General features: G+C 67.7%; 16 protein-coding genes and 1 pseudogene. 14 read left to right on the forward strand and 3 right to left on the reverse strand.

The annotated features are described in order from the left end of the window. Window positions 1-235: pseudogene (locus tag BLQ58_RS26770) on the reverse strand (isochorismatase family protein); the annotation flags it as partial. Window positions 236-600: 365 nt separating this feature from the next. After that, on the reverse strand, window positions 601-2,400 hold the full coding sequence (locus BLQ58_RS26775; RefSeq protein WP_092603384.1) for a methyl-accepting chemotaxis protein: 1,800 nt from the start codon (window positions 2,398-2,400) through the stop codon (window positions 601-603). A 510-nt stretch (window positions 2,401-2,910) separates the two neighbouring features. On the opposite strand from BLQ58_RS26775, the gene BLQ58_RS26780 reads away from it, so the two are divergent. The 11 genes from BLQ58_RS26780 to BLQ58_RS26830 all read left to right on the forward strand — a co-directional run bounded on the left by BLQ58_RS26780 (window position 2,911) and on the right by BLQ58_RS26830 (window position 14,711). Continuing rightward, the gene (locus tag BLQ58_RS26780; RefSeq protein ID WP_092603386.1) at window positions 2,911-3,744 is read left to right on the forward strand and encodes a helix-turn-helix transcriptional regulator; all 834 of its coding nucleotides are present in this window, start codon (window positions 2,911-2,913) and stop codon (window positions 3,742-3,744) included. A gap of 273 nt (window positions 3,745-4,017) precedes the next feature. Continuing rightward, window positions 4,018-4,557: a DNA-binding response regulator gene (locus tag BLQ58_RS26785; protein ID WP_254776194.1), complete on the forward strand. Its 540-nt coding sequence runs from the start codon at window positions 4,018-4,020 to the stop codon at window positions 4,555-4,557. A gap of 95 nt (window positions 4,558-4,652) precedes the next feature. Next, complete coding sequence (locus tag BLQ58_RS26790; protein WP_092603388.1) at window positions 4,653-4,916, forward strand: hypothetical protein; 264 nt, start codon at window positions 4,653-4,655, stop codon at window positions 4,914-4,916. Between the two features lie 427 nt (window positions 4,917-5,343). Then, window positions 5,344-6,003 (forward strand): phosphatase PAP2 family protein, encoded by a 660-nt coding sequence (locus tag BLQ58_RS26795; protein WP_092603390.1) that lies wholly within the window; start codon window positions 5,344-5,346, stop codon window positions 6,001-6,003. Between the two features lie 105 nt (window positions 6,004-6,108). Continuing rightward, the gene (locus BLQ58_RS26800) at window positions 6,109-7,512 is read left to right on the forward strand and encodes an undecaprenyl-phosphate glucose phosphotransferase (RefSeq protein WP_092603392.1); all 1,404 of its coding nucleotides are present in this window, start codon (window positions 6,109-6,111) and stop codon (window positions 7,510-7,512) included. Window positions 7,513-7,622: 110 nt separating this feature from the next. After that, window positions 7,623-7,874: an acyl carrier protein gene (locus tag BLQ58_RS26805; protein ID WP_092603394.1), complete on the forward strand. Its 252-nt coding sequence runs from the start codon at window positions 7,623-7,625 to the stop codon at window positions 7,872-7,874. Further along, a complete protein-coding gene (locus BLQ58_RS26810) occupies window positions 7,871-9,070 on the forward strand; it encodes an acyl-CoA dehydrogenase family protein (protein ID WP_092603396.1) in 1,200 nt (399 codons plus the stop codon). Before BLQ58_RS26805 ends, BLQ58_RS26810 begins: the two co-directional genes overlap by 4 nt. A 10-nt stretch (window positions 9,071-9,080) precedes the next feature. After that, the gene (locus BLQ58_RS26815; protein WP_092603398.1) at window positions 9,081-10,043 is read left to right on the forward strand and encodes an amino acid--[acyl-carrier-protein] ligase; all 963 of its coding nucleotides are present in this window, start codon (window positions 9,081-9,083) and stop codon (window positions 10,041-10,043) included. Beyond that, complete coding sequence (locus BLQ58_RS26820; protein WP_092603400.1) at window positions 10,044-11,030, forward strand: DUF1839 family protein; 987 nt, start codon at window positions 10,044-10,046, stop codon at window positions 11,028-11,030. Further along, the gene (locus tag BLQ58_RS26825; RefSeq protein ID WP_092603402.1) at window positions 11,027-13,591 is read left to right on the forward strand and encodes a glycoside hydrolase family 2 protein; all 2,565 of its coding nucleotides are present in this window, start codon (window positions 11,027-11,029) and stop codon (window positions 13,589-13,591) included. The genes BLQ58_RS26820 and BLQ58_RS26825 overlap by 4 nt, the downstream gene beginning before the upstream one ends. A gap of 391 nt (window positions 13,592-13,982) precedes the next feature. Beyond that, entirely contained in the window at window positions 13,983-14,711 is a 729-nt protein-coding gene (locus BLQ58_RS26830) for a Crp/Fnr family transcriptional regulator (RefSeq protein ID WP_066737692.1), read from the forward strand. Window positions 14,712-14,800: 89 nt separating this feature from the next. Here the strand turns inward: BLQ58_RS26830 and BLQ58_RS26835 are convergent, their stop codons facing one another. Then, window positions 14,801-15,871 carry a DUF1839 family protein gene (locus tag BLQ58_RS26835; RefSeq protein ID WP_092603404.1) on the reverse strand — a complete coding sequence of 357 codons (1,071 nt, stop codon included), beginning with the start codon at window positions 15,869-15,871 and terminating at the stop codon, window positions 14,801-14,803. 359 nt (window positions 15,872-16,230) lie between these two features. Between BLQ58_RS26835 and BLQ58_RS26840 the strand changes: the two genes are divergently transcribed. The 3 genes from BLQ58_RS26840 to BLQ58_RS26850 all read left to right on the forward strand — a co-directional run bounded on the left by BLQ58_RS26840 (window position 16,231) and on the right by BLQ58_RS26850 (window position 22,117). Beyond that, entirely contained in the window at window positions 16,231-17,742 is a 1,512-nt protein-coding gene (locus BLQ58_RS26840) for a mannose-1-phosphate guanylyltransferase/mannose-6-phosphate isomerase (RefSeq protein ID WP_175460023.1), read from the forward strand. 59 nt (window positions 17,743-17,801) lie between these two features. Next, entirely contained in the window at window positions 17,802-20,186 is a 2,385-nt protein-coding gene (locus BLQ58_RS26845) for a polysaccharide biosynthesis tyrosine autokinase (protein WP_092603436.1), read from the forward strand. Between the two features lie 77 nt (window positions 20,187-20,263). After that, window positions 20,264-22,117 (forward strand): serine aminopeptidase domain-containing protein, encoded by a 1,854-nt coding sequence (locus BLQ58_RS26850; protein WP_092603406.1) that lies wholly within the window; start codon window positions 20,264-20,266, stop codon window positions 22,115-22,117. Window positions 22,118-22,323 lie beyond the last annotated feature (206 nt).

Genomic DNA, 22,323 nt, shown 5'->3' on the forward strand with positions numbered 1-22,323 from the left:
CCGGGAAGACGTCGAGCAGTTCGGGGTAGGTGTAGCCGGAGAACGATTCGCTCTCGACGGTCGTGATGGTGGTCGGCACGTCGAAGATCCTGGCCGCCTTGGCCAGGCCCACGACGTTGTTCTTCATGGTCTGGCGGTCCATCGACTGCACGCCGAAGGCCATCTGGGGCTGGTGATCGATGATGATCAGCTGGCTGTTGCGCGGGGTCAGGACTTGCAGTTTGGCGTTCGACATGATGCTCTCCGGTATAAGGAATGATTCAATAAGTTTGAGGTTTTATCGGGCGGCGCTGGCTTCGCTTCGTTCGTTTCGCTGCGTTGCTGCGCTGTCCATGTGCAGAACTATAGCGACCGCCGCCCCGGCGAAAGTGGGCTATCGTCGTCATAGTTATTCAAAATAATTGAATCGAAGAGCTGGGCCCGATCCCGCTTCCACGCCGGGCAGGCCGCAAGTGGGAGCGTTCAGTGCGAAGGGGGGATAACTCCGATACGCGACGTACCAGAGAGTCGCGCGAAGGGACCCTGCGGCGCGCCCTGGCGGGGCGCGCCCGGCCGCGCGAGGATGGGGCCCGGCCGAGAGCCGGGCTGCGTTGGGTGCCGTCAGTCCAGGCGGAAGGTCCGCACGACGTCCGCCAGTGTGGCCGCCTGGCCCTGGAGCGCCGCAGCGGCAGCGGTGGACTGTTCCACCAGGGCGGCGTTCTGCTGCACCATCTGGTCGAGCTGGCTGACCGCCACGTTCACCTCCTGAATGCCGCGCGTCTGTTCGCGCGCGGCGCTGGTGATCTCGGAAATGATCTGCGTGACGCGGCCCACGTTGCCGACGATCTCGTGCATCGTTTCGCCGCTCAGGCGCACCTGCCCGGAACCGGCATTGACGCTGCCCACCGTCGATTCGATCAGCGTCTTGATCTCCTTGGCCGCCTGCGAACTGCGCTGGGCCAGCGCGCGCACCTCTCCCGCCACCACGGCAAAGCCGCGGCCCTGCTCGCCGGCGCGGGCCGCTTCCACGGCGGCGTTCAGCGCCAGGATATTGGTCTGGAACGCGATGCCCTCGATCACGCCGATGATGTCCGAAACCTTCACGGCCGCGCGCTCGATGTCGCCCATCGTGTCGATGGCCCCGGCGATGGCGCTGCCGCCCTGCGTGGCCACCTGCTGCGCCTGCGTCGCCGTATCGTCGGCCTGGCGCGCAGCGCTCTCCGACTGGCCCACGGTGGCAGTGATTTGTTCCATCGATGCCGCGGTCTGCTCCAGGCTCGCGGCGGCCGATTCGGTACGGCGCGACAGATCGGCATTGCCTTCCGCAATCTCGTTGGCGGCGACGTGTACCGATTCGCTTGCGTCCCGGATCTGGCGCATCACGTGCACGAGCTTGTCGGCAAAGGCATTGAAGGCCCGCGCGATGTGCGCCACCTCGTCGGTGCCCTCGGCGGGCAACCGGCGCGTGAGATCGCCATCGCCGGACCCGATCGCCACCATGGCATCGCGAATACCCGACAGCCGCCGGAACGAGACCGCTGTCACGCCTGCCACGATCAGCGCCGCCGCGCAGGCCACGATGACCAGCGAGATCATCGATGCGATCAGCACCGACCGCATGCCGGCCGTGGCCTCGGCCTTGTCCAACGCGATCACCGCAACCCAGTCGGTGCCGGCGATCTCGCGCCCGCGCAGCAGCTTCCTGGCGCCGCTCACGCTGACGTCCAGCGGCACGGTCGCGGATACCAGCGCGCCGAGCTTGTCACCGTCCAGCGCCGGTATCAGATCGGCAATCGGCTTCAGCGTCAGCTTGTCGTCCTGATGGGCGACGATCCTGCCGTCGCGCGCCACCAGGATGCCAAAGCTTGCGGGTGTGGGATGGATCGACCGGACGTTGGCCACCACGGCATCCATGGCCACGTCGCCGCCGATCACGGCCTTGACGGCGCCGTCGCGGATCACCGGCACGGCAAACGTCACCACCAGCTTGCCGCTGCTGGCCGCGATGTAGGGCGGCGTGACGATGGGCTTGCCCGCCGCCACGGCCTGCTTGTACCAGGGCCGCGCAGTGGGATCGTAGTCGGGCTTCAGGCCGGCCGCGTCAGAAAAGCGGTGGCTCTTGTCCGGATAACCGACGTACGTCTTGATAAAGCCGCCTGCGCCGGAAACCAGCCGCAGCGCGGGAATGGGATCGTCCTGCAGCGCAGCGTCCTGCAGCGACGCAATCATCTGCGTGTGACTGGACACCCATTCCGCAATGGCGTCCACGTGGCCGGTTTGCACGGCGGCCAGGTTGTTGTCGATGGCCTCGTTGTTATAGGCACGGGCGACAAACTGGTTGACGATGGCATTGGCTGCCAGCGCCACGATGACGATGGCCACCGATAGGGCCACGATTCGCGCGCGAAGCGAGGAAAGCATGTGATGAACTCTTCTCTCAGGTTGGCCCGGGTTTGGGCGATTGAATTGCCATCGCATTGACGGCGCGCACGGGGCCGACTTTAGTGCGCCGCAGCATAGAGATTTTGGAGTCACTTTCCACCCGCTCGAACGACCGTTCGAGGTCTGTCGGCCGCTTGCCATATCGATACAAGGCACTTGCCATACAACCGAGGGAAAACCCGCTGCACCGCAACATCGACTTGCAATCGAAAGGCGTGCTGCCTATGCTGAACACCAGAATTAGATTTAATTTGAATCTGAGTTCAGAAGGATCTAACGCGTTACATACGCACACGGGGCGGTCTGACATCCTCCGAGGGAGGGCCGGTAGCAGTCGGCAGCAAGCCAGGACGGGAAACGCTGCGAAGGCTCGGGAGGTGATGCAGACCGTATGGAAGTGCAACCGCACCAATAAGCGGAGCGCTTCCAACAGCGCGCCATGCGGACAGCCAGACATCGCACCGACGCGCCAGGAAGAAGTGAGCGGCCATGGCCACCATTCTGTTGCTCGAGCCACATCCATTGTTGCGTCTCGGTTTGCGCCACCTTTTGGCTCAGGCGCATGTTCCAGGCGATCTCGTCGATCTCGATCCCGCCGCCCTGCACGACCCCGACCCGTGGACTCACCACGCGGATCTGCTCGTGTTCGGCCTGCCGGCCGATGCGGAGCAGGGCTGGCACACGCTGGCCGAACTGTGCCGACGCCTGACGCCGCTGCGCGTGCTGGTGCTGGCCGACCAGCTGCCGGTGCCACTGCCCGAGGCCGGCATGCCCGAGGCCGGCATGCCCGAGGCCGTGCGCGGCCTGCTGGCCAAGACCTGTTCGGCCGATGCGCTGGAAGCCGCTATCCGGCTGGTGCTGGCCGGCGGCGAATGCTTTCCGTCCCAGCTGCCCACGACGCGCCACGCCGAACCCGGCGCTGCCGAAGCGCGCCATGATGCCGCGCCGATCGTGGTGCCGTTGCACGGCGTGCCGGCCCACCTGACCGATGCCGCCGCGCATGGACAGGCGGCCCCGCTGGAAACGCCGGCCGCAGGCGCGCATCTGCTCAATATCACCGAACGCCAGTACGAAGTGCTGGCCCTGCTGGCGCGCGGCTACCCGGTCAAGACCGTCAGCCGGCTGCTGAACATTTCGGTGGCCACCGCCAAGACCCACGCCTGCACGCTCTATCAGCGTCTGCATGTGCGCAACAAGGGCGAGGCGGTGTACGTGGCACTGCAACGCGGGGCCACCCTGAACTGGCCCGGCCCCACGCCGGCCAGGCCCACGCATATCCCGATGTCGTCGCTGAGCGCACGGGAGGCTTGTGAGGCTGCATAAGGGAAATCACTGCGCGTTGCCGGACAACGGCACGCTTCCACCATTCGCCCGCCCGCCCCTCATCCAAAAGCATGAGGCGGCGGCCGGCCGCGATTGCTAGGTTGTAAGTTCAGGCGCGGTGCCGGGGGCTGCCGCGGAGATCACCAGAATCTTCGGCAAGAACTCCTCATCGCCATCATTTCCACAAGAATACGATGCGCCCCACCAGGGCGTCCCGTTGGGGCACCACACCCTGCGGACACACGCGCGCAACAATGCGCGGATGGCAAATAGATGACGACCTATCTCATCGCCAGCAACGAAATGATGTGCCGTATCCTGGCGCGCCGGATGGAGGGCCAGGACATTCCGACACCGGTGCGCTGGCACGGCCCCGAATGGCTGCTCGACGGCGATCCCGTCCCGGCGCGCATGCCGTCGATCGACAATCCCGATGCATCAGAACCGCTGCCGGAACAGCCGGTGGAAATGGCGCTTGTAGACTGCAGCGGGGTGCCGGGCGACCCGCGCAAGCTGCTGGACCGTGTGCGCGAGCGGCTCGCACCCCGGCGCTGGCTGGTCCTGTCCGATGCGCTGGATGCCACGCTGATGGCTCACGCCGCGCTGCTTGGGGCCAACGGATGCCTGGCGGTGCCCGCGCCGGTGGAACTGGTGTGCGCTGCCGCCACGCTGGTGTGGGCGGGCGGGCAGTGTTTTCCGCGCAGCGCGCTGACGCTGCTGAGATCGCTGCATCCGCACGGCGCGCCCGCGCCAGCCCCCCGCTTCATCCCTGCGGCGCGGGTAAGTCCGGATGGGTCTACTGCCATCGGATGAAGGCGTCCGCGCGTTGATACGACTATGCTGGATTTGCCCACGGTCAGAAGCCGGCGCCTTGGAGAGGCCGGCCGCCGCGGAGAGCAGGGGGTCGTATGGAACACAGTCTGGATATCCTGATTGTCCACGGGTTCGCCGTGCGCGAAGGCCGCGGCAAGTGGGCATGCTGCTATGAGATACGGCTCGCCATCATCGGCGGGCCGTTGTTGTATCGGGGCGAACTGCATGGCCGATGCTTTGCCACCGAGGATGCCGCCATCGTCGCCGCGCGCGAAATCGGCGAGCGCGAAGCAAGCCGCCACCTTGACACCGCACGCGCGCTGTTCGTCGCGCTGACGCGCACGCCGCCGCCCACCTGACACCGTGCCGCCCAGCGACAGCGATGCTGCCCGATGCGCGTGCGGTCGAACCGCCGGCTCCAAAAAAGAAGCCCGCCGACCGGGGGACCATGCGGGCTTTGAAATGGCCGCACACGTGGTGCGCGACCATTGCATCGACCATATCGAATCGTCGTGCGGGACAGTATCAACCAGAAGACGCATGCCAACCCGGCATCTCATCCCTGGGTTTGCAGGCGGCGCGCGAGGGCGGTTCCAGTGCTGGCGCGCCAGTGCGGACCGCGGCACCCGGCGCCAGGCATCCGGGAGCCGCATGCGGCCCTCATGCTTCGGGATGGACACCGGGGATGATCCATCGAATGATTTGGCGTACGCAGCGGCCGCAGGGGTGCTACGCTGCCGCCACGCACCTTGCCACCGCAATTTCGCGGCACTGCCGCAGACACCGATGAACCGCTGGGAACTGATCACCCACTTTGGCGAATCCGCCTTCCTGCTGCCATGCGCGTGCTTTCTCTACGCGTGGATGCGCTGGCACGGCGCCACCGGCGTGGCGCGGCACTGGATGCTCGCGTTCACCGCCACGGCGCTCGTGGTGCTGGCTTCCAAGCTCGCGTTCATGGGCTGGGGCATCGGCAGCGCATCGCTCAACTTCACGGGGTTCTCCGGCCACGCGATGATGGCCGCGTCGATCCTGCCGGTGGCCTGCTACATCGCCATGCCCGACAGGCGGCCCGGCCTGGGCCTGCTGGCCGCGCTGGGCGGCGTGCTACTGGCGCTGGCGGTGGGCGTGTCGCGGCTGGCGCTGCATGCGCATTCGCTTTCCGAGGTGGCCAGCGGGCTGGCACTCGGTTTCCTGGTCAGCCTGCCGATCGTGGTACGGCACGGCTTGCCCCGGAGCCCCCGCACGATGCTCGCGATGTGCGTCATGCTGGCCGCGCTGATGGTGTTGCCCACCGGCGGCCTGGCCGGCGCCACCCACGTGATGGTGCAGGAGCTTGCCATGTTTCTTTCGGGCCGCGATCGCCCGTACCACCGTGGCGAGTGGGCGGCATTGTCCGGCCCCCGCATGCGTGCCGCCGGCGTGTTCCAGCACGCGCCCCGGTAGGCCGCCGGCGGCGCGCCGGACCTGTGTGCGCCGCCCAACAGACGTTGTCAACCTGCTGCGCAACCATGACCCGAAACAGCTTCCCGCAAGGGGCATGGGGTGGTCATGGCGTCGAACTGGAATGTCGCTGCCGAGCGTAATTCGGCGCTTCACTATCTCTACAGACTCTGCGATGCGCTGCTGATTGCCGCAGCCGGCATCGGCATGGGCGCGATCTACTTTCCCGGCGGCATCCGGGAGGCAGCGCCCGTCAACGGCTTTCTGACGATGCTGTGCGCGCTGGGCGCGCTGGTCGTGTTTCCGGCGTTCGGCCTCTACGAATCCTGGCGCGGCCGCAGCCAGGCCGTGCTGGCGTTGCGCGCCTGCGCCGCGTGGGCGACGGTGTTCCTGACCGGCCTGATGGGCGCCTTCCTGATCCACCAGATTGCTGCTGTCTCGCGGGTGTGGTCGATGGGCTGGTTCATCAGCTCCATGGTGCTGCTGCTGGTGTCGCGCGCGATCATGTTCCGCATGCTTGCCAATGTGCGCGAGCAGGGCATCAACGCCAAGCGTGTGGTGATCTGCGGCTATGGACCGCTGGGCCGCGAGATGTACCTGCGCGTGCAGCAGATTCGCGCCGCCGGCTATCGCGTGGTGGGCATCTACGACGAAGACGGCCAGAACATCCCGCCCGGCGTCGAGCCGCTGCACACCATGGAGGAAGTCAGCGCCATGGTGCGCAGCCAGGGCGTGCGCGAGATCTGGCTCACGCTGCCCATGGCTGCCTGCCGTGACCTGTCCGACGTGGTGCGCCAGTTCCGCAACGAACTGATCGACATCCGCTGGGTGCCCGATGTGGCGGCGGTCGAACTGCTGGGGCACAGGTTCACCGACTTCATGGGCCTGCCCGTGATCGACCTGAACAGCCCGCCGGTGTCGGGCGTGACCGGCATCGTCAAGGCCAGCTTCGACCGCGTGTTCGCGCTGGCGGTGATCGCCGGCCTGAGCCCGGTGCTGCTGCTGATCGCGCTGCTGGTCAAGCTGTCGTCGTCGGGGCCGGTGCTGTTCCGCCAGCAGCGGCTCGGCATCGACGGGCACCCGTTCAACGTCTACAAGTTCCGCACCATGCGCATGCACCAGGACCATGGCGTGACGCAGGCCACCCGCGACGACCCGCGCGTGACCCGCATCGGCGCCTTCCTGCGCCGTACCAGCCTGGACGAGCTGCCGCAGTTCTTCAACGTGCTGCGCGGCGAGATGTCGGTGGTGGGCCCGCGCCCGCATGCGATGGAGCACAACGAGATCTACAAGGAACTGATCGATCGCTACATGCTGCGCCATCGGGTGAAGCCTGGCATCACGGGCTGGGCCCAGATCAATGGCCTGCGCGGACAGACCGACACGATCGACAAGATGCGCAAGCGCATCGAGTTCGATATCTATTACATCCAGCACTGGTCGTTCCAGCTCGACCTTCGAATCATCCTGCGTACGGCCCTGCACGGCTGGACAGGCACGGCCGCCTACTGAGGGTCGGGGGCCGCGCAACGGTGTCCGCTTGGTGCGACATCGCACCGAGCCCGACGTCCAAAACAACTGGAATGGAGCCCGTATCAAGGCTTCCGAATCGGAGACATCGAATGAAAACAACCATCCGCAACATCCTGGGAGAAGTGGCCCGCCTCGACGTGCCGCTGGCCACGCTCGCCGATAACGACGACCTGTACGCGGCAGGCCTGTCGTCGCTGGCCACCGTGCATGTGATGCTGGCGCTGGAGAATGCGTTCGATATCGAGATTCCGGATCAGATGCTGACGCGTCAACTCTTCCGCAGCGTGGACTCGCTTGCGGCGGCGGTCGAAACCATTCGCCGGCAGCAGGAGGCAGCATGAGTACCGCCAAGGTTGCGCTGGCGCATGCCAACCCGGCCGGGGGCAGCGCCATGGCCGGCGACGAACTGATCGCGGCCGCCCGCGAGGCCGGCGGGGTGGCGCAGCGGTTTGCCGATGCCGTGGACCACGAGGCGCGCTTTCCGCACGAGGCCTTCGAAGTGCTGCGCCAGAAGGGACTGCTCGGTGCGATGGTGCCGGCGGTGCTGGGCGGCAGTGGGGCGCCGCTGGCCACCATTGCGGCCATCTGCCGGGTGCTGGGCGAGACGTGCGCGTCCACCGGCATGATCTACGCGATGCACCAGATCCAGGTGGCCTGCCTGCTCGAACATGGCATGGGCAGCCCGTGGCATCAGCAGATGATGGCGCGCGTGGCGGGCGAACAGCTGCTGCTGGCCTCTGCCACGTCAGAGGAAGCCATTGGCGGCGCGCTGCGCAGCAGCGGCTGCGCGGTCAACGTGGAAGGCGACCGCTTTCACCTGTTGAAGATGGCACCGACGATCTCCTACGGGGCGCACGCCGACGGCATCCTGATCACCGCCCGGCGCCACGCCGATGCATCGCCGTCGGACCAGGTGCTGGTCTGCGCGCTGAAGGACGACTACACGCTGCAGAGCCTGAACGCGTGGGACACGCTGGGCATGCGTGGCACGTGCAGCAACGGATTCCGGCTGGAGGCCGCCGGCCAGGTGGACCAGGTGCTGCCGGTGCCGTTCGGCGAGATCGCGGACGCCACCATGACGCCCGTGTCGCACATCCTGTGGAGCGCGCTGTGGCTGGGCATCGCCAGCGACGCCGTGTCGCGCGCCAAGACCTTCTTCCAGGGCCAGGCGCGGGCACGGCCCGGGCAGTTGCCGCCGTCGGCGCCGCGCGTGGCCGAGGCCGTGAGCATGCTGCAGATGATGGAAGCCCGTGTCGACATGGCGCTGGAGCGCCAGCGGGCGCGCCATGCCGGTGCTTCGGTATCGGCCGCCTTCGCGCTGGCCGCCGAGATGAACGGGCTGAAGACTGCCATGTCGACGATGGCGCTCGACGTCGTGCAGCAGGCGCTGCTGGTGTGCGGCATGGCCGGCTACAAGCAAGGCACGCCGTTCAGCCTGGGCCGCCACCTGCGGGACCTGTGGTCGGCGCCGCTGATGATCAACAACGATCGCATCCAGACCAATACGGCCAACCTGTTGCTGGCCGACCGTTCGTAAGGAGCCATCGATGGATGCTCACGCATTGACCGACGCCGTCGCGGGAGGCGGCGCCGGCGAACTGACCTCCGCGCCCACCTATCTCCAGCAACTGCTGGGTGCCGGCCTGCTGATCGAAACCGGCGTCAAGGGCCTGTACGGCCGCAGTGCGCAGTTCGAGGCGATTGCCGACGGCCTGAACCGGGCCATCACGCGGATCGGCGCCGACCAGCGCGCCGAAGTGCTGCGCTTTCCGCCGGCGCTGGGGCAGCAGGATTTCGAAGCCAGCGAGTACCTGAAAAGCTTTCCGCAACTGGCCGGCACGATCCACAGCTTCTGCGGCGACGACCGCGCGCACCGCCGGCTGCTGGCGCGCGTGGAAGACAGGGAGGACTGGACCGACCAGCAGGAATTCACGGGCGTGGTGCTGACCCCGGCCGCCTGCTATCCGATCTACCCCGTCGTGGCCAAACGCGGCCCGCTGCCGCCGGACGGCAAGGTGGTGGACGTGCTGTCGTACTGCTACCGGCACGAGCCGTCGCTGGAGCCCACGCGCATGCAGTTGTTCCGGCAACGCGAGTACGTGTGCCTGGGATCGCCCGAGCGCATCGTCGCGTTTCGACAGCTGTGGATGGAGCGCGGCCAGGCACTGGCCGAGGCGCTGCAGTTGCCCGTGGAAGTGGACGTGGCCAACGACCCGTTCTTCGGGCGTGGCGGCAAGATCGTGGCCGACAGCCAGCGCGAACTGAAGCTCAAGTTCGAACTGCTGATTCCGGTCAACGACGGCGCGCCACCCACCGCATGCATGAGTTTCAACTACCACATGGACCATTTCGGGGCGCTGTGGCACATCGGCCTGGCCGATGGCGGCGTGGCCCATACGGGCTGCGTGGGCTTTGGCATCGAGCGGCTGACGCTGGCGCTGCTCAAGCACCACGGGCTGGACCCGGCACAGTGGCCGCAAGCGGTGCGCGAGACGCTGGGAGGCGTGTAAATGTACGGAGACGGCAAGGCTGTACGCGCGCGCGGCGGCGCGCATGCGCTGCACGGTGGCAATCCGGTGTGGTCGCATGCCAACCGCCATATCGACCTGTGGGTCGAACTGTTGCATGGATGGGACTTCGAGCCCATTGCCGCCTTGCCGTTCACTACCACGCTTGACTTCGAGGGCGACCAGTTCACGTCCTCGAACATCCCGTCGATAGACCTGGAGCGTCTTTACGGCATCGTCAAGGACGAACTGTCGACCTACGGCCGGCTGGAATCGCATGTTGCCGCGCAGACCAATCGCGGCAACGCCGTGCTGCTCGAGGTGGACAGCTTCCAGCTGCCGCAGCCGGCGGGCGCCTACCGCCGGCAGCACGCGCGCGCGTGCATCGCGATCGACGTACTGGTGCCGGAGGCCACTGCGGTGGGCTACTACCACCATGACGGCTATCACACCGCGAGTGGCGACGATTACCTCGCCATCTTCCGCATGCCGGCGCATGAAACGATGTGGGGGGTGGCCACGTTTCCCCAAGCCGAGGTCGTGCGCCGGCGCTTTCCGGGGCTGACCGACGATGCGCTGCTGCGCGCGTCGCTGGATCTGCTGCGCGGCCATCTGGCGCGGCGCCCGCGAGAGAACCCGATCCAGGCGTTCCGGGCCGCGTTTCCGGCCCATCTGGAACAACTGATGGCGCGCGGCGAGCCCAACTTCCAGATCTACGCGGCCAGCGTGCTGCGCCAGCTTGGCGCGAACTTCGAACTGCTCGGTCGCTATGTGCGCTGGCTGGTCATGCAGGGACAGAACCTGCCCGACTCGGTGGCCGAGGCGTGCTACACGATGGCGTCCGAGGCCATGGTGATGCAGTTCCGGCTGATGCGCGCCGTGATCAGCCACAAGGCCGACAGCTGCGAGGACTGCCTGGAGCAGCTAGAACTCGCCTACCAGGGCACGGTTCCGGCGCTGGCCGCCCATTTCGGAGAAACCGTCACATGACCGCACGCGATCCGGAACCGGCACTCCTGCCCGTCTTGCGGCCCGGTGTGGCCGTGGGCCGGGCGCGACTGGAAGGCGACTGGACCTTCCTCGAAACCTTCGCCAACGCGGCCGCCCATCCGGGCGAACTGTCGGAGACGGGGCACTGGCTGCCCGCAACGGTTCCCGGTACGGTGGCCAGCGCGCTGGGCGCGGCGGGGCGCTGGGACGATTCATCGCCGCCGCCGCTGCACCAGCACGACTACTGGTATCGGCTGCATTTCTCGGGCAGCGGCCGCCGCCTGCTGCGCTTCAACGGCCTGGCGACGATTGCCGAGGTCTGGCTCAACGGCCAGCACGTACTGACCACGCACCACATGTTCGCGGCCCACCAGGTGGAGGTGGAACTGGCCGGCGACGACAACGCGCTCCATATCTGTTTTCGCGCGCTGTATCCGTGGCTGCGCACGCAGCGCGGGCCCGTACGCTGGAAGCCGCGCATGATCCAGCCGCCATCGCTGCGCACCGTGCGTACCACGCTGCTCGGGCACATGCCCGGCTGGTGCCCGCCGGTGCACGCGGTGGGGCCGTGGCGGGACATCGAATTGCTGGACCCGGTCGGTTCCGATCCCACGCATGGCGTCCGCGCCGAGATGTCGGGCCGGATCGACGGCACCGATGGCGTGGTGCACCTGCAGCTTCACTTTCCGGGCGCCGCGCCCGCGCAAGGCACGTTCTCGGCCGTCGGTCCCGACCATGCCATCTGGCATGGCGATCTGCATCGCACCGGCCCGCACACGCTGGCGGGCACGCTGCGCATTCCCGACGCACGGCGCTGGTGGCCGCATACCCACGGCGATCCGGCACTGTATCGCGTGGACGCGAGCATGGCCGGCCACGTCCTGGCCTGTGGCAATGTGGGCTTCCGCACGATCACCGAGGACCGCGATGGCGACCCCGGCGCGTTCGGGCTGCGCGTCAACGGCGAGCGCGTGTTCTGCCGGGGCGCGTGTGTATCCAGCCACGACCTGCCCGGACTGGCCGACACCGACGAGGCCGTGGCCCGCTGGCTGCGGCTGGCGCGCGACGCCGGGGCCAACATGGTGCGCGTGAGCGGCGTGACCTGTTACCCGGGCGAATCGTTCTATCGGCAGTGCGACGCACTGGGCCTGCTGGTGTGGCAGGACTTCATGTTCGCGAACTTCGACTATGGCGGCGACACCGGCACGGCGTGGATGGACGAGGCGCGGTGCGAAGTCTCGCAATGGCTCGCGTCGTCTGGCGCCCACCCCAGCCTGGCCGTGCTGTGCGGCGGCAGCGAGGCCGAACAGCAGGCCGCGATGATGGGCGTGCTGCGCGGCGCGTGGCGCCAGCCGCTGTTCGACACACTGATCCCGGCGCTGGTGGCCGAGCATCGGCCCGATGTGATCTACGTGCGCAATTCGCCCAGCGAAGGCGCCTGGCCGTTCCAGGCCGATACCGGCGTGTCGCACTACTACGGCGTGGGCGCGTACCAGCGTCCGCTGAGCGATGCGCGCCTGGCCAATGTCCGGTTCACCTCGGAATGCCTGGCCTTTGCCAACGTGCCGTGCACGCGCACGCTGGCCGACGCGGCCATGTCGCAGCCGTACCATGATCCGCGCTGGAAGGCGCGCGTGCCGCGCGATGCAGGCGCCGGCTGGGATTTCGAGGACATTCGCGACTTCTACCTGCGCGCGCTGTTCGACGTCGATCCGCCGCGCCTGCGGTACGAACGGCCGGCGCGCTACCTGCAGCTGTCGCGCGCCGTGGTGGCGGAGATCGTGACCGAGGTGTTTGGCGAATGGCGCCGCGCCGGGTCCACGTGTCGGGGCGGGCTGGTCTGGCAATTGCAGGATCTCCTGCCCGGCGCGGGATGGGGCATCGTCGATGCCTATGCGCGGCCCAAATCGGCGTGGCATGCCCTGCGCCAGGTCTGGCAGCCGCTGCAGGTCATCCTGACGGATGAGGGGCTCAACGGGCTCCACATCCATCTGGTCAACGAGACCGCCGTGCCGCGCACAGTTCGGCTGGTACTGCGTTGCCTGCGCGACGGCGAGGCCGTGGCCGCGCAGGCGGATCAGACACTGACGCTGGCGCCGCGCGAGACACGGCGTCTGGTGGCGGCGGAACTGCTCGATCACTTCTTCGACTTTACCTACGCCTACCGCTTCGGGCCGCCCGGGCACGACGTGGTGCTGGCCACGCTGCACGACGCGTCTCCGGCGGGAAGCGCCGACGAAACAGGCAACGCGTTGCTCAGCCAGGCCGTGTACCTGCCCGACCGGCGCGCCGACGCATTGCAGGATCCGGGCCTGCGCGCCAGCGCGGCGTGCGAGGACGGCGTCTGGTGGCTCACCGTGAGCACCCGGCGCTTTGCGCGGTGGGTCCACGTCGAGGATCACGCCTGGCTGCCGGAGACCGACTGGTTCCACCTCGGTCCCGGCGAGTCGCGCCGCATCCGACTGATGCACGATGCGGCCGCCCTGACCCATACGGGGGCCATCCCTTCGGGTGAAGTGTGGGCGCTGAACGCGCCGCGGGCCGTCAGCTACGACGGCTGAACTCATCCTTCTCCACCTGCCCGCCAGACCACGTCTGGCGCGGCAGGACACATATCCCTCCTTCCACCGGCTGGTCCATGGGGCTACCCCGCCGCCGCCGCGACTCACCCGTTTTCCTACATCCAACCTACCAAAGCATGACGCCAGGACCTATCCGTCTGCCTACTGTCCGTTCTGTGCTGCATAGCACTTAATACAGTCAACAACGAAGAGGAAACCGGAGCACAACGGCAATTCGCTCCGGCAGGGTTCACGGGTGGCGGCCTCAGGGCCGCCGGGCATTCGCCAGCAAGCTTGCTGATAGAAGAGCGGAGCGGCGATGTCGGGTCACGCGTCTCGCAGGTACTGCGGCGTTCCGATGTCATTGCTCCTGGGTCACACGGAGGAAAAAATGATTACGCATCGGTCGGACCTGCATGTCAATCATCTGCTCAACGCATTGCCGCGTCATGAATGGGACGCGCTGTCGCGCCACTTCGAACTCGTCCGCCTGCGTGCAGGGGAGCTGCTGACCGACTCGGGCCAGCGCATCGTCCACGTGTACTTTCCGACCACCTCCGTGGTCTCGCTGCTGTCGCTGCTCGAAGACGGCGCCACGGTGGAGTTCGCAGCGGTCGGCAACGAAGGGCTGGTGGGCATCCCCGTGGTGACCGGCGGCGACACGATGCCGAGCCGCGTCGAAGTGCGCAGCCCCGGCTTCGCCTACCGCATTCCGGCGCGTGTGCTGCGTGCGGAGCTGGCCCAGCTGCCGGCGCTGCAGCGCGTGACGCTGCTCTATGTGCAGGCGGTGCTCACGCAGATCGCGCAGACCGCTGCCTGCAACCGCCATCACTCGCTGAACAAGCAGCTGTGCCGCTGGCTGCTGCTGGCCATCGACCGCATGAACACCAACGAACTGGTGATCACGCAGCAGGTCATCGCCAACATGCTCGGCGTGCGGCGCGAAGGCGTGACGGAAGCGGCCGGCAAGCTGGAGGACCTGGGCCTGATCCACCACAGCCGCGGCCATATCACCGTGCTGGACCGCTGCGGCCTGGAGCACCATTCGTGCGAGTGCTACAAGCTCGTCAAGCGCGAATACGACCGCCTGCTGCCGGCCCTCGCGCTGGCACACGCCTGAGCGCAGCCGCACCGATGCCGAACGCCCCGGACGCCACACGCCGCCAGGCGGTGGCAGCCGGGGCGTTTGTCTTCATGCACGCACAGCCATCAGCCATGTGCCGGATCGATGCTCCCGAAGGACGCCAGCAGGCCCGTGATGGTGGTGTCGTAGGCCGACTCCAGATTGTCCATGCAGTCGGCGCAGGCGTCTGGACGGTTGCGTGCCATCGCGCGGGCCAGGCGGAACTGCAGCACCTTGCATTCGGCCGCGATGGCGGCGGCCGCGTCGCGAATGTCCGGCGACACCGTGTGGCCGTGTTCGCCCAGCCAGTTCAGGCAGTGATGCAGCATCTCGAAATTCGCCCCAAGCTGACGCGGCAGGTTGAAACCGTAGTGATGGAAGTACGCGTCGCCGCGTGCCAGGATGGTCTCGACCTGCGCCGGAAAATCGGCGCGCCAGCGTGCGATGGGGCTCTGGCCCGGCCGTCGGCCCAGGTGCCGGCGCAGCAGCTGCGCCACGGCATTGGACAGCTCGCGGCCGCGCAGCGGATCGCGCACGCGCTTGGCACATTCGACGTACGGGAACAGGATATTGCCGTTGCCGCTCAGTTCGGCGGTGAGCCGCATCAGGCCACGATAGTCGTCGGCCTCGGCCGTGTAGCGGCCCAGGCTGTGATAGTAGGACAGCGTCTGCGCCGCGGGGTCGATCCCGTCGATCGCAATGGTGGTCTTCACGTGGTGCATGCGGTAGGCCGTGGCGCGCGTATCGGGCAGGTAGAAGCTGTCCATCTCCACCAGCATGGCGTGCCCGCGACGCACCTGTTCGGCGATGTGTGCCTCCAGCGTGTCGTAGATGGCGCTTTCCTGTACCACCGTTCCATACAGCAGTTCGAGGTCGGCCTGCGGATACTTGAAGAACGTGAAGTGGTCGCCCTCGTAGTCCTGCGCCACGGTGAACGGCAGTGCGGCGCGCGGATCGAGGTGCCATCCATACAGCAGTTCGATCCACAGGTCCATGTAGCAGTTGGTCTCCTGCCAGATCGACGCCTCGCCATGCAACAGGCGCGGCGGGGCCACCACGGGGCGCGCCGCCTGCTGGACGGCAGCAGCCGGCACATGGGGGTCCGTGGCCAGGGGATTCGCCGTATATGCCAGGGCGTTCGCAGTGCTTTGCTCCATCTCCCGTCCTCCGTGTTCGGATGGCAGCTGGCGTGCTGCCGGCCGGCCAGGCGCGTGCGTGGCCAATGCCATTGGAGCCGCTCCGGCGCGCCGTTTCGGTACGTTGCCCAACAAAGCCGGCAGTCAGCGCTGGCACGCCCGGTGCGGCCACCAGCGTGTGCGGAATCGAACAGAGTCCTGCCTGCGCAGATTCCTACACTGGCTCCATCCTCTCTGGCCAGGGTACGTGTACGTGCGTCTGCCGCGCCTGCCGTGCACCACCTCGGAGCCGGAGCCTCGCCGATACGCAGGAACCAGCAGGAGGCATGATGAGAATTCCGACCCGAGGGAAGAACCTTCCCTCTGCCGCCGTCCCGGACATGATCGAGCACACGGGCCATGGTGCCGCGGCCGCGCAGACGCGGCAGGCGCTGATCCAGCCCGTGATCCTGGCGGGCGGATCGGGGACGCGGCTGTGGCCGCTGTCGCGCGAACAGCATCCCAAGCAGTTGCTGAACCTGGTGGCAGACAACACGCTGCTGGAAGCCACGTCGCGCCGGCTTGAGGGCCTTGCCGCGCTGTCCGGCCGCAGCATCGGCATCGAAGCCCCGCAGATCGTGGTGTGCGGCGAGGAGCATCGCTTCATGATCGACGCGATGATGAAACGTTGCGGCAAGCCCGTGCAGATCCTGGCCGAGCCATGCGGCCGGAACACCGCCCCCGCGCTGACGATGGCCGCGTTGCACGCGATGGCCAATGCCGGCGAATCCGGCGATGCGGTGCTGGTGGCCACGCCGGCCGATCATGCCGTGATGGATCCGGAAGCATTCCGCGCGGCGCTGGCCGTTGCCGTGCGCCAGGCCGATCGCGGCGCCATTGTCACGCTGGGCGTGCGGCCCAGCGCGCCCGAGACCGGCTTTGGCTATATCCGGACCGGCAGCGTGTCGCAGGAAGGCGCGCTGCCGCTCGAACGCTTCGTGGAAAAGCCCCATCTGGAACTGGCGCAAGCCTACGTGGCATCGGGCGACTACTGGTGGAACAGCGGCGTCTACGTCGTGCGCGCATCGGTCTGGTTGCGGGCGCTGGCCCAGCTGCAGCCCGACATGGCGCGCCAGTGCCGCGCCGCCTACGAGGCCGCCGAGCGTGCCGCCAAGGGCAACGCGCTGTGCCTGTGCAAGGAAGCCTTCGAGGCCTGCCCGTCCGACTCCATCGACTACGCGGTCATGGAAAAGATCGAGATGCTGTCCGACGTGCCGGCGATGCTGGTGCCGATGGATCCCGGCTGGTCCGATGTCGGTTCCTGGGCGGCCATCTGGGACATCGCCCAAAAGGACGCCGCCGGCAACGTGGCGCGCGGCCGTGTGGTGTTCGATGGCGCGACGTCGTGCCTCGCGCATTCCGAAGGCCGGCTGATCGCCTGCGTCGGCGTGCAGGATGTGGTGGTGGTGGAAACGGCCGATGCGGTGCTGGTGGTCGACAAGGCCCATGTGCAGGACGTGAAGAACGTGGTGCAGCGCCTGCGGGCCGAGCACGGCAGCGAGGTGGTAAACCACCGCAAGGTGCAGCGGCCCTGGGGCTGCTACGACTCGATCGACCACGGCGACCGCTTCCAGGTCAAGCGCATCGTGGTCGAACCGGGCGCCAGCCTGTCGCTGCAGATGCATTACCACCGCGCGGAACACTGGGTCGTGGTGCGCGGTACCGCGCGCGTGACGTGTGGCGAGACGGTCAGCATCCTTTCTGAAAACCAGTCCACGTATATCCCCATCGGCACGCTGCACCGACTGGAAAATCCGGGCAAGACGCCGCTGGAAATCATCGAGGTGCAGTCGGGTTCGTATCTGGGCGAGGACGATATCGTCAGGTTTGATGACAACTACGGGCGCAAGTAGTCAGGCGCGTCCGCACGGGTGAAGCAGCAATCGAAGGCAAGGGGGACGTCGTGAGCAAGATGTCATTTGCGGGTGGAGTGGGAACGGCCGACCCGGCCATGCCCGCGGTGGGTAACGGCAGTGCGCGCCGGGCGATGGTCGATCACGCGGGATGGATCCTGGGCGCTGGCCTGGTGGGCGCGGTCGTGGCATGGCTTTGTGCGGTGTCGCAGCCGCCGGTGTACAGCGCCAGCGCACTCGTCCAGGTCCTGCAGCCGCGTGAGTCCACCGGCGCGACGCGCAACCCGGTGCCGGGCATGTCCGCACCGGCGGTGCCGCTCGACGCCGGCATGCTGCGCAGCCGTACCGTGGTGGCGCCCGTGGTCGAGCGCCTGCACCTGGACATCACGGCCCAGCCGCTGCGTGCACCGCTGATCGGCGGCATTGTGGCGTACTTCGCCACGCCCGGCCGGGTGGTGACGCCGTGGCCGGCAAGCCTTGGCTACGCGTGGAGCGGCGAGCAGATCACGGTCGACAAGCTCGCCGTGCCGGATCGCCTGCTCAACGTGCCGCTGACGCTCGAAGTGCTGCCCGACAACGGCTATCGCCTCTACGACCGCGACACCGAACTGCTGACCGGCACCGTGGGACAGGTGGCCGACGCCAATGGCGTGGCCGTGCGGGTTGCCCGGCTGGACGCGCGCCCCGGCACGCGTTTCGTGCTGACACGCCGCGACCTGGTGCAGACCATCGACGACGTGTCCAACGCGCTGCGCATCGACATGCAGCCCGGCGATGCCAGTACCGTCAGCATCTCGTGGCGTACCACCGATCGCACGGCTGCGGCGGCGCTGGTCAACGGCATTACCGAATCGTTCATCGGCAACCAGGCGTCGCAGCGGCGCGACGATACGGCGATGACGCTGGCCTTTCTGACCAACGAGATCCCGCGCGTCAAGGCCGAGCTGGAACGCGCCGAGGCGGCGCTGACGCGCTATCGCTCGAAGGCCGGCACCATGGCGCCGACGCAGGACGCGCAGTCGTACCTGACGGGCAGCATCGACTACCAGCGGCAGATCGCGCAACTGAAGTTGGAACGCACCAAGACGCTGCAGCGCTTTACCGAGGAAGCCAACGAGGTCAAGACGATCGACAACCAGATCCAGCAGCTGACACGCGAACGCAAGGACATGGAGTCGCGCTACCAGAACCTGTCGTCGACCGAGCGTGAGTCGGTTGGGCTGACACGCGACGTCAAGGTGGCCGAGGACATGTACATGACGCTGCGCCAGAAAGCAGAGCAGCTCTCGCTGGTGCAGCTTGACCGCAGTGGCCTGGTGCGCGTGCTCGACAGCGCCCTGGTGCCGATGCGCCCGGTGGGACTTGGTCCCTGGCCCGCCACCACGGCCGGTGCGCTGATGGGGCTGTGCCTGGCGATGGCCTGCGTGACGGTGCGTCAGCGCATCCGGCCCACGCTCGATTCCGCCAACGAAGCCGAACTGCGCCTTGGTTTGCCGATGCTCGGCGATGTGGTTTTCAGTCAGGAACAGATGGAACTGGAGCGCCTCGTCGATGCGCGCGCCCATGCCGCCTATTCGCACTCGCAGGTTGCCGGGCTGCTGGCCCAGCAGCCAGGGCAGGCCCTGGTGTCCCAGGACGAACTCGCGGAGCGCCGCGACGACGACGTGGACGGCGCCGAACGCCTGTTGCGGCTGGGGCTGCACGACCAGTTCCTGCTGGCCCGCAACGCGCCGCACTCGATGGCCGTGGAAGGTCTGCGCAGCGTGCGCGCGGCACTGCATTTCATGTTGCGCGACGCGCCGCAACGCGTGCTGGCCGTCACCAGCCCCACGGCCGGTGCGGGCAAGACGTTCGCGTCGGTCAACCTGGCCGTACTGTTTGCCGAAGCCGGCCAGCGCGTGCTGCTGATCGACGCCGACCTGCGGCGCGGCAAGGTGGCCAGCTGGTTCGACCTGCCCACCGATGTGGGTCTGGCCGACCTGCTGGCCGGCCACGTGGCGCTGCCCGAAGCGGTGCAGCGCACGGTGGTCAACGGGCTGTCGGTGCTGCCGGCCGGCATCCCGCCGGCCAATCCGTCCGAACTGCTGATGCATCCGGCCTTCGCCGAATGCGTGCGGGCCTGTGCGGAACGGTTCGACCTGGTGCTGATCGACACGCCGCCGGTGCTGGCCGTGGCCGATGCCGCCCTGGTCGCCAATATCGTGGGCACCACATTGATGGTGCTGCGCGCCGACTCGACGTTGCCTGACCAGGTGGACGAGTCGCTCAAGCGGCTGGCGCGTGCGCACGCCAACCTGTCGGGTGGCATCCTGAACGGCGTCACGCCCAAGCGCAGCAACCAGGCGGAGCTGGGTACCATGAATCCGTATCTCGGCATGCCGATCATCGCGCCGTCCGTCAAACAGATCGCGCACGTGCGCACGGTGCAGGGCAAGGCCGCATAGCGGGCCATGCCCGCATCCGTCCCCGAGGCGACGCAAGCGCGGGGACGGCCCCCTTTCCATCGCATCGGGGAGGATGCATGAAACGGGTCATGTTCGAAGGCTGCGCCGGCTGGCTGCACGAAGCCCCCGGCGATACCGGGGTGGTACTTTGCGCACCGCAAGGCCACGAAATGATGTGGTCTCACCGCGCCTGGCGTCACCTGGCCGATGACCTCGCCGCAGCCGGCATGCCTGCCCTGCGTTTCGACTATCCCTGCACCGGCGATTCATCGGGCCGCTGTCACGATCCCGACCAGATTCCCCGTGCCGTGTGCAGCATCATCGCCGCCGCCGACAAGCTGCGCGCCTGGACCGGCGTGCGCAACGTCGTGCTGTGCGGCCTGCGTCTGGGGGCCGGCCTGGCGGCGCTGGCGGCGGACGCGATGCGCTCGAATCCGAACAACGCCGTAGCCGGGCTGGTGATGCTGGCGCCTGTGGTCAATGGCCGCGCCTATCTGCGCGAACTCAGGGCGCTGCACCTGAACTGGCTCGACAGCACCGGCCCCATGGAGCGGCCGCCGGCCCCGGACGATGGCGCGCAGGATGTGCTGGCGTTCCGCATGCCGGCCGATGCCGTCAAGGAGATTGCCGCGCTGCGGCTGGACCGCATGCCGGCCAGCCCGGCCCCCAGGGTATGGATGCTCGATGCCTGGCCCGGCAGTACATCGGCCGTGGCGGCGCTGGCTCAGACCTGGCAAGGCGCCGGCGCCGAGGTGCAAATGGCGCCGTTTCCCGAATATCCGGCGTTGATGCAGTCGTCCGAATATGCCGCGGTGGCCGAGGCCGCCAACCGGCAGATCGTGGCATGGCTGGCACCATCGGTGCAGGCGCAGCAGGGCGCGCCTACGGCACTGCTGCCAGCGCATCCGCCGGCCACCGTGGTCGACGGCGTGGTGGAAGAGGCCGTATGGCTCGACGGCGGCAGGCAGTTCGGCGTGTTGAGCACGCCGACCGAGCCGACCGCACCGCGTCTGGCCGTGATCTTTCCGAATACCGGCGGCAACCATCATGTCGGCGATGGCCGCATGTTCGTGACGCTGGCGCGGCAACTGGCGGCGCAGGGTGTTGCGGCGCTGCGCCTCGATGTGGCGGCGCTGGGAGACAGCCCGGGGGCCTGCCGCACCATGAGCATTCCGGCGATCTATTCGGAAGGGCCGCGCCGTGACGTCTCCGTCGCAGTGGACTGGGTCCGCGCGCAGGGGTTCGAGCGCGTGGTGCTGGCCGGCGTCTGTTCGGGCGCGTTCCTGTCGCTGCAGGCCGCGCTGGCCAATCCCGGCGTCGACGGCCTGTTGATGGCCAACATCGTCAAGTTCCGCTGGGGCCGCGCCGACGAGGCCGAGCTCAAGAACGGGGTGCGCACCTGGCGCGGCCTGCTGGACGCCGCGTGCAGGACCAACAACTGGCGCCGGCTGCTGCATGGCGAAAGACGTGCCTGGCCGATCGTGGTGGGCATGGCGCAGCAGGTGGGGCGCCGCCTGCGCGAGCGGGCCATGATCGGCATGGCGCGACTGCGCGAACACGGCACCGCGAATGGCAGGGCCGGCCACGGCGAATCGGTCACTGCCTTCGCCAACGCCGCGATGCAGGCGCTCAACCGTCGCGGCGTGCGCACGGAATTCCTGTTCGGTGCGAGCGACGTGGGGCTGGACGAGGCGAAATTCCGCTTCGGCCGCGACCTGGAGGCGCTGGCCGGCCTGGACCAGATCACCGTGTCGCTGCGCGACGGCATCGACCACAGCCTGTTCCTGGCCTATGGCCGCGAGCAGTTCGGCGACCGGCTGACCAAGCAGTTGCAACGGCATCTGGAGTCGATGGCCGATGCGGGGGGCCAGGGCGCCCGCAACCGCCTCGGCGGCCCCGGGCAGCCCCCCGAGGCGCGGGTGGCGGTGTAGCACCCGACATCCCTGCCCGCCAGCCGTCCAGCCGTCCAGCCGTCCAGCCGTCCAGCCGAATGACGCGGCCGCAAGCCGCTATCCCACGAAGCCCCGGAAAGCCCGAAAGCCCGAAAGCCCGAAAGCCCGAAAGCCGAAACCCCGAAAGCCGAAACCCCGAAACCCCGAAAACCGAAAGCCGAAAACCGAAAGCCGAAAGCCGAAAG

This window comes from Ralstonia sp. 25mfcol4.1, assembly GCF_900104095.1.
Taxonomy (GTDB): Bacteria; Pseudomonadota; Gammaproteobacteria; order Burkholderiales; family Burkholderiaceae; genus Cupriavidus.

Excerpts from the sequence above, each read along its gene's own strand:
- BLQ58_RS26775 (WP_092603384.1), bottom strand. The coding sequence starts at position 2,400 with ATGCTTTCCTCGCTTCGCGCGCGAATCGTGGCCCTATCGGTGGCCATC.
- BLQ58_RS26780 (WP_092603386.1), top strand. The coding sequence starts at position 2,911 with ATGGCCACCATTCTGTTGCTCGAGCCACATCCATTGTTGCGTCTCGGT.
- BLQ58_RS26785 (WP_254776194.1), top strand. The coding sequence starts at position 4,018 with ATGACGACCTATCTCATCGCCAGCAACGAAATGATGTGCCGTATCCTG.
- BLQ58_RS26790 (WP_092603388.1), top strand. The coding sequence starts at position 4,653 with ATGGAACACAGTCTGGATATCCTGATTGTCCACGGGTTCGCCGTGCGC.
- BLQ58_RS26795 (WP_092603390.1), top strand. The coding sequence starts at position 5,344 with ATGAACCGCTGGGAACTGATCACCCACTTTGGCGAATCCGCCTTCCTG.
- BLQ58_RS26800 (WP_092603392.1), top strand. The coding sequence starts at position 6,109 with ATGGCGTCGAACTGGAATGTCGCTGCCGAGCGTAATTCGGCGCTTCAC.
- BLQ58_RS26805 (WP_092603394.1), top strand. The coding sequence starts at position 7,623 with ATGAAAACAACCATCCGCAACATCCTGGGAGAAGTGGCCCGCCTCGAC.
- BLQ58_RS26810 (WP_092603396.1), top strand. The coding sequence starts at position 7,871 with ATGAGTACCGCCAAGGTTGCGCTGGCGCATGCCAACCCGGCCGGGGGC.
- BLQ58_RS26815 (WP_092603398.1), top strand. The coding sequence starts at position 9,081 with ATGGATGCTCACGCATTGACCGACGCCGTCGCGGGAGGCGGCGCCGGC.
- BLQ58_RS26820 (WP_092603400.1), top strand. The coding sequence starts at position 10,044 with ATGTACGGAGACGGCAAGGCTGTACGCGCGCGCGGCGGCGCGCATGCG.
- BLQ58_RS26825 (WP_092603402.1), top strand. The coding sequence starts at position 11,027 with ATGACCGCACGCGATCCGGAACCGGCACTCCTGCCCGTCTTGCGGCCC.
- BLQ58_RS26830 (WP_066737692.1), top strand. The coding sequence starts at position 13,983 with ATGATTACGCATCGGTCGGACCTGCATGTCAATCATCTGCTCAACGCA.
- BLQ58_RS26835 (WP_092603404.1), bottom strand. The coding sequence starts at position 15,871 with ATGGAGCAAAGCACTGCGAACGCCCTGGCATATACGGCGAATCCCCTG.
- BLQ58_RS26840 (WP_175460023.1), top strand. The coding sequence starts at position 16,231 with ATGATCGAGCACACGGGCCATGGTGCCGCGGCCGCGCAGACGCGGCAG.
- BLQ58_RS26845 (WP_092603436.1), top strand. The coding sequence starts at position 17,802 with ATGTCATTTGCGGGTGGAGTGGGAACGGCCGACCCGGCCATGCCCGCG.
- BLQ58_RS26850 (WP_092603406.1), top strand. The coding sequence starts at position 20,264 with ATGAAACGGGTCATGTTCGAAGGCTGCGCCGGCTGGCTGCACGAAGCC.